At 47.0% G+C, this 11,621-nt stretch carries 12 protein-coding genes; 8 read left to right on the forward strand and 4 right to left on the reverse strand.

Annotated elements, in window-relative coordinates; all coding sequences use genetic code 11:
* Nucleotides 1-80: 80 nt before the first annotated feature.
* From rpsU to F8H35_RS00695, 8 genes are all read left to right on the forward strand, one after another.
* A complete protein-coding gene (gene rpsU / locus F8H35_RS00660; protein WP_456342446.1) occupies nt 81-308 on the forward strand; it encodes a 30S ribosomal protein S21 in 228 nt (75 codons plus the stop codon).
* 13 nt (nt 309-321) lie between these two features.
* On the forward strand, nt 322-765 hold the full coding sequence (locus F8H35_RS00665; protein WP_472571649.1) for a GatB/YqeY domain-containing protein: 444 nt from the start codon (nt 322-324) through the stop codon (nt 763-765).
* Between the two features lie 102 nt (nt 766-867).
* Nucleotides 868-3,135 carry an endonuclease MutS2 gene (locus F8H35_RS00670; RefSeq protein ID WP_472571650.1) on the forward strand — a complete coding sequence of 756 codons (2,268 nt, stop codon included), beginning with the start codon at nt 868-870 and terminating at the stop codon, nt 3,133-3,135.
* 66 nt (nt 3,136-3,201) lie between these two features.
* Nucleotides 3,202-4,401, forward strand: a complete 1,200-nt coding sequence (locus F8H35_RS00675; RefSeq protein WP_472571651.1) for an acetylornithine/succinylornithine family transaminase — start codon at nt 3,202-3,204, stop codon at nt 4,399-4,401.
* Entirely contained in the window at nt 4,385-6,100 is a 1,716-nt protein-coding gene (locus F8H35_RS00680) for a hypothetical protein (protein ID WP_472571652.1), read from the forward strand. Before F8H35_RS00675 ends, F8H35_RS00680 begins: the two co-directional genes overlap by 17 nt.
* Nucleotides 6,091-7,038, forward strand: a complete 948-nt coding sequence (locus F8H35_RS00685; protein WP_472571653.1) for an ABC transporter ATP-binding protein — start codon at nt 6,091-6,093, stop codon at nt 7,036-7,038. Before F8H35_RS00680 ends, F8H35_RS00685 begins: the two co-directional genes overlap by 10 nt.
* 36 nt (nt 7,039-7,074) lie before the next feature.
* Nucleotides 7,075-7,275: a hypothetical protein gene (locus F8H35_RS00690; RefSeq protein WP_472571654.1), complete on the forward strand. Its 201-nt coding sequence runs from the start codon at nt 7,075-7,077 to the stop codon at nt 7,273-7,275.
* Between the two features lie 220 nt (nt 7,276-7,495).
* Nucleotides 7,496-7,828, forward strand: a complete 333-nt coding sequence (locus F8H35_RS00695; RefSeq protein WP_472571655.1) for a hypothetical protein — start codon at nt 7,496-7,498, stop codon at nt 7,826-7,828.
* A gap of 44 nt (nt 7,829-7,872) precedes the next feature.
* On the opposite strand, the gene F8H35_RS00700 is transcribed toward F8H35_RS00695, so the two are convergent.
* The 4 genes from F8H35_RS00700 to F8H35_RS00715 all read right to left on the reverse strand — a co-directional run bounded on the left by F8H35_RS00700 (nt 7,873) and on the right by F8H35_RS00715 (nt 11,611).
* On the reverse strand, nt 7,873-9,852 hold the full coding sequence (locus F8H35_RS00700; protein ID WP_472571656.1) for a hypothetical protein: 1,980 nt from the start codon (nt 9,850-9,852) through the stop codon (nt 7,873-7,875).
* Between the two features lie 12 nt (nt 9,853-9,864).
* The gene (locus tag F8H35_RS00705) at nt 9,865-11,157 is read right to left on the reverse strand and encodes an OmpP1/FadL family transporter (RefSeq protein ID WP_472571657.1); all 1,293 of its coding nucleotides are present in this window, start codon (nt 11,155-11,157) and stop codon (nt 9,865-9,867) included.
* A 62-nt stretch (nt 11,158-11,219) separates the two neighbouring features.
* Entirely contained in the window at nt 11,220-11,390 is a 171-nt protein-coding gene (locus F8H35_RS00710; protein WP_472571658.1) for a twin-arginine translocase TatA/TatE family subunit, read from the reverse strand.
* 65 nt (nt 11,391-11,455) lie between these two features.
* Nucleotides 11,456-11,611 carry an FmdB family zinc ribbon protein gene (locus tag F8H35_RS00715; protein ID WP_472569199.1) on the reverse strand — a complete coding sequence of 52 codons (156 nt, stop codon included), beginning with the start codon at nt 11,609-11,611 and terminating at the stop codon, nt 11,456-11,458.
* Nucleotides 11,612-11,621: the final 10 nt, after the last annotated feature.

The raw sequence follows: 11,621 nt of genomic DNA on the forward strand, positions 1-11,621 counted from the left end.
ATAAAGTATCGGTGGACAATACAGGACAACAATCATATAATTGCCTCTGCGAAAAACCCAGAGAAAGGAGGCGATGGTTTATGGCAACAGTTTACGTGAGGGACGGAGAACCTTTTGAGAAGGCGCTTAAAAGGTTCAAGAAGCTCTGTGAAAAGGAGGGAATTCTTACAGAGATTAAGAGAAGAGAATACTACGAGAAGCCCTCTGAGAAGAGGAAGAGAAAGGCAATGGCCGCAAGGAAGAGGCTGATTAAAGCCCTCAAGAAGCGCGGTCTTCTTCCACCAAAGGGCAAGAAGAAGAAAAAGTAATTAAGGAGAGAAAATGGGCTTAAAGGAGCGCCTGAAGGCCGACATGAAAGAGGCCATGAAGGCCAAAGATAAGATTAAACTCTCTACAATCAGGATGATCAACTCCCTCATAAAGAACGCCGAGATTGAGAAGAGAGGAGAGCTGACAGACGAGGAGATTATCCAGCTCCTTATGAAGTACGCAAAGCAGAGGAAAGAGTCTATTGAGATGTATGAAAAGGGGGGCAGGCAGGATCTTGTTGAGAAGGAAAAGGCCGAGCTTGCCGTTGTTGAGTCTTACCTGCCAAAGCAGATGAGCGAAGAGGAGATTAGAGAGATAGTAAAACAGACCATTGAGGAAGTTGGAGCCTCTTCAATCAAGGACATGGGAAAGGTTATGAAGGCCGTTATGCCAAAGGTTAAGGGAAGGGCAGACGGCTCAGTTGTCAACAGAATTGTTAAGGAGTTGCTTTCATAAGGAATTTGGTATAATGTTAGCTGTTGGGAGCTGGTGCCTCGCTTCTTTGGGTAATTGGAGGGGGGTCTTCATATTACGTTCAAAGGAGCGGGGCACCCTCTAATGGAAAAAACCCTCAAAACTCTGGAATTCTTCAAGCTCCTCTCTGAAACTTCCCGCCTTGCTAAAAGTGAACCGGGAAAAGAGGCCGTTCTTCTCTTAAGGCCAAAAACAAAAAAGGAAGATGTTGAAAGGGAGCTCTCCCTGACAGACACCTTTGTAAAGCTCCTCTCAGAGAGAAATCTCCCGTTAGAGACGTTTCCCGATATTTCTGCCGTTTTAGAAAAGCTGAAAGTTGAAGGGGCTGTTCTAAGCCCCGAGGAGCTCCTCTCCATCTTAAAAGTCTTGAACCAGTCTGCCATCTTAAAGCGGTTCTTCTCAGAACTTGAAGAGCGGTTTGAAAGGATAAGGTTCTTTGCCGAAAGGCTCAGCGAGGTTGGGGAGCTCCGCTCAAAACTCAACTCTTCAATTGACGAGACGGGAGAGATTCTGGACTCTGCTTCTCCACAGCTAAGGTCTATAAGGCGCTCTCTGAAGCAGGTTTCAGACAGAATAAAGGAAAAGCTAAACTCAATTGTTAACAGGAACGAAGACCTGTGCCCCGACAGGATAATCACGGAGAGGGACGGTAGATACGTAATCCTTGCAAAGCCTCAGTTTCTAAAGAGGTTTAAGGGAATAGTCCACGATAGGTCTTCTTCAGGCCAGACCCTCTACGTTGAACCTCTGTCGGTTGTTGAGGAGAACAACAAATTACGGGAGCTCCGCTCAAAAGAGAAAGAAGAGGTAAGGCGGATACTGAGGGAGCTCTCAAAACTTGCCTCTGAACACAGGGAGGAGATAAAGGAGAGCTTTAAAGCTCTTGTTGAGATAGACAGGCGCTACGCCGTTTCATACATGAGCCTAAAGCTGAAAGGGACTCTCCCTGAAATCGGGAAAAGTTTAAACCTTAAGGGGGCAAGGCATCCGCTCTTGGTTCTATCTGGAAAAGAGACAGTTCCCGTTGACATAAAACTTGAAAAGGGGCTTGTAATAACGGGGCCGAATACAGGCGGAAAAACTGTAACCCTGAAAACTGCCGGAATTTTAACCCTTATGGCTCAAACAGGCTTCCTAATTCCGGCAGAGGAAGGGAGCTCCGTCAGGCTCTTCAAAAGCTGGTTTGCAGACATAGGAGACGAGCAGAGCATAGAGCAGTCTCTCTCAACCTTTAGCGGCCACATAAAGAATATTGCTGGAATTCTGAAAGAGGCAGATTCAGACTCCTTAGTTCTCTTAGACGAGCTTGGAGCTGGAACAGACCCTGTAGAGGGCTCAACGCTGGCCGTTGCAATTCTAAAGTATCTAAAAGAGAGGAGAGCAAAGGTTGTTGCAACAACCCACTTTACACCTGTAAAGCTCTTTGCCTACAAAGACGACTACTACGAAGTAGCTTCTGTTCTCTTTGACGAAAAAACTCTAAAGCCTCTATACAGGCTTGCCTACGGAATAGTTGGAAGGAGCTACGCCCTTGTAATAGCTCAGAGGTTCGGCGTTCCGGAAGAGGTTATAGAAACTGCAAAAAGCCTTATGAAGGCTGAAGACAAATTAGCAGAGGACATTTTAGAAGCCCTTGAGAAGGAGTATAAGAGGCTTGAGAGTGAAAGGAGAAGGGTTGAGGAGCTGAAGAAGAAGTTAGAGGAGAAGGAGAGGGAGCTCCACGAGAAAGAGAAAAAGCTGAGAGAGGAGTTCTCAGAGAAGCTAAAGTCTTATATAGAGGAGCTTGAGAGGAAAACGGCAGAAGCCCTGAAAGAGAAAGAGGTAGAAAGGGCAAGGCAGAAGGTCAGACAGGTTGTTGTAAGCGTTAGAAACAGGGCAAAGTTGGAAGAGGAGATAAAGCCCAAAAGGGAACCAAAGGTAGGAGATACGGTCAAGCTCCTAAAAAGTGGCAGGAAGGGAACCGTTGTTGAGATAAACAGGGAGAGGAAAACGGCAAAGGTTCAGGTGGGAGCTCTCAAGGTTGACGTTAAGCTCTCTCAGGTTGAAGTTGTTGAAGGAGCTCCCAAAAAAGAGGAAACTGTAAGCGTAAACGTTAAAAAGCCTGCAAGCTTCTTCCCTGTCCTAAAAGTTCTCGGAATGAGGGGAGAGGAGGCTTTAAGGGCCGTTGAGAAGTTCTTAGACGAGGCCAATTTAGTTGGAGTCAAAGAGGTGAAGATCGTCCACGGCTACGGAGAGGGGATTCTAAAGAGGCTCATAAGAGAATACCTGAAGGAGTCTCCCTACGTAAAGTCTTTCCAGTCTGGAAAGCCAGAAGAGGGCGGAGACGGCGTTACCGTTGTGGAGCTCCGCTAACTCCTAACCAACCAATCACCATTCACAAGTTGTATACTCCAGAATATCAAATTCCCGGAGGACAATATGGGAGAAAGCGTTTTTGAGAAAACAGAAAATTTTGTTATGAAGACCTACAATAGGTATCCGGTTTCGTTTGTTAGGGGTGAAGGGTGCTGGCTCTACGACAGCGAAGGGAAGAAGTATTTAGACATGCTGGCGGGAATTGCCGTCTGCAACCTGGGGCACTGCCACCCGGAAGTCTCTGAAGCAATCTGTCAGCAGGCGAAAACGCTCATTCACACATCAAACCTCTTCCACATAGAGCCACAGGCCGAACTTGCAGAGCTGATATGCAAAAACTCCTTTGGAGATAAGGTCTTCTTCTGCAACTCCGGAGCTGAGGCCAACGAGGGAGCTCTCAAGCTTGCAAGGAAATACGGAACGGAGAAGAATCCTGAAAAGTATGAGATAGTTGCCTTTAGGCAGTCTTTTCACGGAAGGACAATGGCGGCAGTTACTGTAACGGGGCAGGGGAAGTACAGCGAGGGCTTTGGCCCGATGCTTCCGGGAGTAAAGTTTGCGAAGTTTAACAACATAGACTCAGTGAAAGAGGTGGTTTCAGAGAGAACTGCCGGGATAATCGTTGAGCCGGTTCAGGGAGAGGGTGGAGTAGTTCCGGCCAGCAGGGAGTTCTTGAGGGAGCTCCGCCAGATAGCCGATGAGTTTGACGCAATTCTCATATTTGACGAGGTTCAGACGGGAATGGGAAGAATGGGGGAACTCTTTGCCTATAAGCACTACGGCGTTGAGCCGGACGTCATGACGCTTGCAAAGGCCCTCGGAAACGGCGTTCCAATCGGGGCAATCGTTACAAAGAGAAAATTCTCAGAGGTTCTAAAGCCGGGGCTCCACGCCTCAACCTTTGGGGGGAACTTCCTCTCAACGAGGGCCGGCGTTGAGGTTATGAAGATAATGACAGAGCCGGGATTTATGGAGGAGGTAAAGAGGAAGGGAGAATACCTCAAAAAAAGGCTTGAAGAGGTTGCTTCTGAGTTTCCTGAGAGGTTTGAAAGCGTAAGGGGTTTGGGAATGATGTTGGGGCTTGTGTGCAGAAAGCCCTGCGGGGATATAGTTGCCTCAGCCCTTAAAAAGGGACTTATTATTAACTGCACGGCGGGAAACGTTTTAAGGTTTGTTCCGCCTCTTGTCATCTCCGAGGAGGAGATAGACTACGGAATCGGAATCTTAAAAGAGGTTTTGAAGGAGAATGGAGCTAAAGGTTAAAACTTCCTTGATTTTCACGTCTAAGAGGGCAGGACAAGAAGTCATAACAGACGCACTCCTCTTTTTTGCCGAAAGGCTTAAGAAATTAGGGGTTGAGCTTGACGGGATATACCCGGGAGACCCGGGAGCTCTCCCTTTTTCAATGCTCCTCTCAAACGCCCTCTCGGTTCCCATAAAGAGCGAGAACTTCTTAAACAGAAATTCAAAGATACTGGTTGTCTTCTCGGCCGTTCCCTTTGAAGGGGTGTCTGAAAGGTTTATCTCCGAGAAGCTGAAGGTTCTTCGGGAGCAGTTCCCTTTCTCTCCCTCTCTCGCAGTTCTTTCAAGTAAGGAGCTCTCCTGTGTTGACTTCCAGCTTCTAAAAGCTCCGGTTGAGAAGCTCTTCTCCTACCAGTTCATCAGAGAGGTGAGGAGAAACTACTTCTGGCCGATAAGGGGAGAGGTGAGCCACATAACTGAGGAGCTGTGGGAGCTCTCCAAGAAAGAGGCAAGGAATTTCCTGAGGGCAAAAAGAATAAGGGACGCAGCAAGGAAATATTTAAGGGAGGAGGAGATAGTTGAAATCCAACTTCACGATGGAGACGTTGACCTCTCAATCTGGGAGAGGTTTGAGAAGGGAAAACTGACACAGCCGGAGACAGAGGAGAGGCCGGCAGGAGGAGAGAAGATAAAGGTTGAGAAGCTCTTTCAGGTTAAGGATAAAACCCTCTCGTCTGCGGCAACGTCTGTTCTTGAGTACATAGCTCAGGGGCTGGAGCTCCACTTCCCAACCCACCTTGCCTATTCAAACCTTGAAGTTGTTGAAAAAGACGGAGTTGTAATAGTTCCGAGGGTCTCTGAGGAGCTAAACGGTGCAGACATAAGGGTTGAGTTCATAGTAAGGGCAAAGAGCGTTGAAAAGGCCATTGAGAAGGTAATTAACGTAATTAGGGACTCTTTCAGAGAGCTGACAAAGGACATTTTCGGGGAGAAGCTGATCACTCCCTTTGTTGACAGGGTTTACGACAGGGAACTTGGAAGGGGAAGCGTTTACCTCAGCTGGTTCTTAGACAAGGAGATGGCTGAGGAGCTCCTCAAGAAAGTCAACAAGCGGTGGCTGATGACAAGGCTCCTCTACAGGAAGCGGTTTAAGACAGAAGTTAAGGAACTCCTGAAGCTCCTTGAGAGCTTTGAATTTACAACGGAGAACTACGAAACGGTGAGGAGCTCCCTCATAGCACTCTGGAAGAAGAACCCGAACATACTGAAGGCAAAAGCTGGCGAACTAAAAGAGGTCATCAACAAAAACGAACTGTGGCCTCTGATAGGTGCTCTTTTGATGGACGAGACTTTTCCTAAAGACCTTGCCCGGTTCATCTTAAGCCTTGGAGGATACGAGAACGTCCACCACCTTTTGGCAGAAACAGACACCTACTACACGCCGGTTAAAACAAAGAGGATTTACAGGCCCAACTGGGAGAGGGTTATAAGGGAGAAGGAGGAGTTCTTACTGAAGGCTGAGCCTTTGAACCCGAAGTCTCCGGTAACTTACGTTCTTCAGACGGCAGACGGGAAGTTTTTGGGGGAAATTCCAACGGCAGTCTCCCACTACCTGTCGGCAAAGGAGAGGCAGGGGAAAAAGCTGATCTGCAGGGAGCTCTACTTTGAGCCGGACATCTTCAACGAGAACTCCTACTGGGTTGAGGTGAAATGTCTCTGAACATAAGCTCCCTCTCAATCTCTGCAGGAGAGGTAAAGCTTGTTGTTGACGGGGAGCTCTCCTGTGAAAGGGGTGAAAGGGTTGCCCTTGTTGGAGAGAGCGGAAGCGGGAAGTCTTTGACAGGACTTTCAGTTTTAAAGCTTCTACCTGAAAACCTGAATATTGAAGGAAAAATAGAGGTTGACGGAACGGAGGTTTTGAAATTAGAGGGGGAGGAGCTCCGCCGCTTCAGGTGGGAAAAGGTTGCGATGGTCTTCCAGGATCCGTCCTCTTCACTGAACCCTTTAATGACAGTTGGAGAGCAGGTTGCAGAAGCCCTAATCTACCACGGGTTTAAGGGGAGCAAAGAGGAGCTGAAAGAGAAAGTTGTTGAGCTCTTTAAGATGGCGCAGATACCGGAAGCCGAGAAACGGATTAACGCCTACCCACACCACCTCTCCGGCGGCTTAAAGCAGAGGGTTGCAATAGCCATGGCGCTTGCCTGCAGCCCCAACTACCTGATAGCAGACGAGCCCACAACAGCCTTAGACGTAACGGTTCAGAAGAGGATATTGGAGCTCCTCAAGGAACTCTCAAAAAAGAGAAAAATGGGAACCGTTCTCATCACCCACGACATGGCCGTTGTTGAGGAGTTTGCAGAGAGAGTTTTCGTTATGTATTCAGGCTTCACAGTTGAATCTGGAAGTAAAGAGGAAATTTTCAGAAAACCTCTCCACCCGTACACCGAAGGGCTGATAGCCTCATCGCCAAAGCTTACAGGAATTGCTAAAAGAAGGCTCCCAGCAATTCCGGGAAACGTTCCAGAGCCCTCAAACAGGCCGGAAGGTTGCCCTTTCCACCCGAGATGCCCGAAGGTTAAGGAGGTGTGCAGGAGGGAGCTCCCCCCCGCCGTCAAAATAGAGAACAGAACCGTCCGCTGTTTCTTTCCAAACTACTAAAATTTCCAATTAGAATAAAAGAGGGGGATCTAAAAAGTGAAAAACCATCAAATTTCCAGAAAACAACGGAAAGCTGAAGAAAAATTCCTAAAGCTATTAGAGGAATTTGACCCTCAAAGAGCAGAAGATTCCTTTAAAAAGTTATGGGTGAGCGAAAGAACATATCTTAATCATCTTGAAGACCGCCTTGAGGAAGGAGTAATTTCTGATTGGAAAGATTACCTTAAAAACTTTTGAGACACTTGCTACTATACAGGAGTATATTATGAAGCTTATGGAAGGTCATGGGACAGAATCCTCTACGACAGAAAACGCCAATGGATGGTTGTTCTGACAGAGGAAGGACGTATAATTTCAAGTATGAAGGTAAACCAAACTTTAAAGGAATTGTTTGACAACCACATCAGGAAAGCAAAAAGAGACAGGCAAATACTTACAATTCTTAAAGGAAGAGTAAATGAGGAACTTAAAACCAAGGTTAAAGGAATCCTTAAGACTTTACGCGATAAGAAGTAGAAGAATAACAGCCGAGAGAGTTATTAACGACCCTGGAATAGACTACGATATGAATGAGGCTGCATCCTTTAGACAGGAGTTAGAGAAATATAAACATCTTCTTACACCTGAAGAACTTGCCGTTTTAGAAGAAGCTGACAGGAATTTCCTTTTAACCTGGGAAAAAGTTAAAGACTTAAAGCCGGAAACTCCTTATAACAGAATAGCAAAAGCGTTCCTTGAGGATATCGTCAAGCTGGCCAGGAAATCCCTATCCACCAGAAGTTCAACCTGATAAAACCCCCCGGCCAAACGGCCAGAGGGTAAGAATTTCATTCTCTACTGAGAGAAGAACTCCTCAATCTGCTCCCTTGCGGCTTTTTCGGCCTTTAAGAGGTAGTCAACGGTCGCGTGGGGCTGAACTTCAGGGTAGCCCTCAAGGTTTGTGTGGATGAGAAAGCTGTGGTGAACCCAGTGGTTCTCATCTCCAAAGAGATACCAGCCGGGGGAAGCCGGTGGGTTTTCAAAATCTGAGTCCTTTGAGAGGCGGGTAAAGGAGTCAAAACCTACTCTTCTGGCAAGTGAAAGGTTTGAGACGAAGGGAACAACAGTATCGCAGCAGGCGTTCTGAACAAGAGTTTTGTCCTTATTTTCCGTTCCAAGGTAAATAGGGTCTGCTGTATCAAGAACCAACTGGAAAACTCCTAAAAGAACTGCGTAACCGTTTGTATTCTTTTCAACTCCCGTTGACTTTAAAAGTCCCTCTATGAGCTCGTTTTTAGCCGCGTCAATGATTGAGACGTAGTTCCCGCCGCCAACATTTAAGACAACCTTATCGGGAGTTCCAAAGCGGGCGTAGATTGATCCTGTTATGGCTCCCATAGAGACGCCAACGAAGTTGACTTTCTGAACTTTATCGGGGTTTCCATCTCCGTTAATGTCGTAAACGCCGTTTCTCAGAAGGAGCTCTAAAAGCCTCAGGTTAAAGACAGATTGGTAGATGTTGAATCTGTCTGCTCCAACGTTTCCTGTTAAGTAGCACTTACCCTCTCCACACTCAAAATCGCTGTTTTCCGTCAGTTTCGTATAGGCTCCGTGGTAGGGAAGGTCTATTGCAACGACGGGGTATGTGATGTCGGAGAGGAGGTTTTCTGCCCTCGTTCTATCGCTTCCAAGACCGTGCTGGAAGATGTAAACAGTTCCGTTGTAATTACTTCCATTCCCTATATAAATGGGAATGAACTTAACGTAGTCTTTCAGGTCAAACTGCTGGCCACTCTTCATGAGGGCAAAGAGCTCCCCCAACTTCCTTATGTTAAACGCAGGAAAGAGGTTGTTCGCCCTTAACATTCCTAAGAGCTGCTGGTTATTGAGGACGATATTTAAAACGCCGTAGAGGGGAGATTTGCCCGGGTCTTCAGAGTCAAAGGTTCTGTAGTCTACCTCTATCTGAGAGTAGGGAAGGCCGGTTACGTTAAGGGTATCAGACTCTCCCTCTAAAACGGCCTTAATCTGGGAGAGGTCTGAAACAGAGAGGGTTTTATCTGCCGTTGAGAATGTAAAGGATTCAAGGACTGTCTCTCTATTCAGGGGAATTCCCGTTATTTGAGAGAGAACGGGGAAAACGTTATTGTAGAGATACTGGTATTTTTCCCTCAAGACCTCAAGCTGAGGGTCTGAAAGAGGAGTTTCTCCCTCAAGTTCGTTGTAAACCTGAGGAGGGAGGACGGTATTTCCATTTTTATCCTTGATTCCGTTCAGTAGAACAAACAGGTATTTATGTCCTGCTTCAAGGGGTTCAACGGGGTAAAACTTCAGGTATTTCCCATCCTGGATAAAGTAGAGCCTGCTGTTCTGAAAGAGGATTGAAGATAGTTTTTTCCTCTCGTCGTCTGACTGGGCCTGTGAGAGCTCCCCTAAAACCGTCAGGTCAACAAGGAGAAACTTACCGTTCAAAGAGGCCATATCTAAAGGTTTATCAGATGAGAGGGGAATGAAAATCGGAGTGTTGGGGCTTAAACCACTTATGTGGAGCCGGTTTATGGCCTCAAAGAGGAGCTTCTCGGCAGGGTCTGAAACGGAAGAGGTGTCAAGGTTTACGTATGTCTCTCCCCTACTCTGTGAAGCCCAGAAGATATCATTTGGGAACGGTATTCCTAAGGGCTGGTTTGCGCTCTTTGAGAAGGGGTCAAACACCAGGTAGCTCCTTTCCGTGTTTTGTGTGTTTACCTGGGAGGGAGCTCCCTCTGAACTCTGCAAACTCCCGCCACAGGAGGATATTATAGAAAGAACGGTTAAAGCCGCCAGAATCTTTCTCATCTTTCCCCTCCGTTAAAACCTGTAGCTGACGGTTATTCCGTATCCCCACAGGTGGCCGTCGGCAGACATTGAAACCCTGCCGGGATTACCGGAAACACCGGGGTAGCTGTTATTAAGGTTAACGCTCTCTCCACCAATCTCCCTCTTATACTCGGCGACGATATACTGGAGGACTGTATCAACGGTTAACCTGCCGAAGTGGAGGCCTGCACCAACAGAGTAGGTTTTCTTGTCGGCATCGGGCCAGAGCATGTCAAATGTGTGGTCCGGAATGGGAGACGGGTCGTAGAAGTAGCCGCCCCTCAGGGTTAGAAACTCATTCCACTTATACTCAATACCCAACCTGACCTGTCTTGTATCTTTCCAGTCCCTTGGGAAGTTCTCTTCAGTTTTCCCAAGGAGTGGCCTTTTAAACTTAACGGTGTAGCCGTGTATCTGACTCCAGTTTGTCCAGACAACATCTGCAGTAAGGGTGAGCCTCCTGTTGGGCTTATACTTAACGCCGAACTGGAGCTGGTCGGGGTGGTCTATGCTGGTTGAAGCGTCTACCTTATCAAGACCTTTAACTTCAACTGTTCCCTCAAAGTCTGTATTTGTTTTGGAACGGTAGGTCAAGCCAAAGGAGAGATTATCGTAGAGTTTATAGAGGATACCGGCATTAAAGGAGATGTTGAAGTCGTCGTGGAGGTCTCCCTTTATAACCCTACCGTTGAGTGATGGAATGGAGGGGGCGTATATCCTCCTCTGAGTTCCAGCATCTGAACGGCCAAATGAGATTCCAAAGCCCACGGAGAGCTTATTAGTCAACTTTATGGCCATTGTGGGAGTTACAACTCCACGGACGTAGTAGGACTCAAAGCCGTTGTAGGCAGCAGAGTTCTTAGAAGGGTTGTCTTCCCACTTAATGTGGAGGCCGTAAGGGATGTAGGCGGCAATTCCGAAGTAAATGTTGTTCCAGAGGTGTGTAGCAAACCCAAAGTGGGGAACGACAAGGTTATCGGAGGAGTCTGAAAACGAGATTCCGTAAGGTTCAACTCTGTTTCCATCTCCATCAACAGCTCTGAAATTGTGAACCTTTATTTTCGGGTTGAGAACTTCAAAACCAATTGAAACTATTGGCCTTTCAATCTGAGTTAAGCCGGCAGGGTTATAGTAGACGGCAAAGGGGTCATCTGCGTAGGCTGAGAAGGCACCGCCCAGGGCTGTTGCCTTTGAGCCGATTCCAAAGGTGTCAACGTTTCCGGCAAGTGAGGCGGCAGGAAAGGAGAGGAAAACGGCCGATAGAAGAGAAATCAGTTTTTTCATATCCCTGCTCCTCCTCCAGAGTATAGGGGAAATCTTATCAAAGAGGGGAGCAGGGAAAAAAACTATTTAACCACTTTTATGTCGGGCTTTTTCTCCTTTTCTTCTTCCTCTTCCTTTAAGCCCTTTTCAAACTCCTTTTTGGCCTGGAAGAAGGCTTTAAAGAGGTTGAGAATCTTATCCCAGCCAAAAATTACTCCAACAACAATGAGAAGAATCAGTATCTTAACTATCAATTCCATCTCCGTATTCTGTTTTGATAAGAATACCAGAAGGGGCAGACCGCCCCTTTAAATTAACATCAGCCAAAGGGTGAACAGAAGTTGGCAATGTCTATAACCTCAACATCTTCAGAGCCGCAGTAGGGACACTTAATCTCCATGAGCTGGAGGGGAGAGTAGATGGCCTCCTCAAACTCGGCGCCGCACTTGTTGCACTCAAACACATAAATTTGCATAAACACCTCC

The organism is Thermovibrio sp., from assembly GCA_015488335.1.
Lineage (GTDB): Bacteria > Aquificota > Aquificia > Desulfurobacteriales > Desulfurobacteriaceae > Balnearium.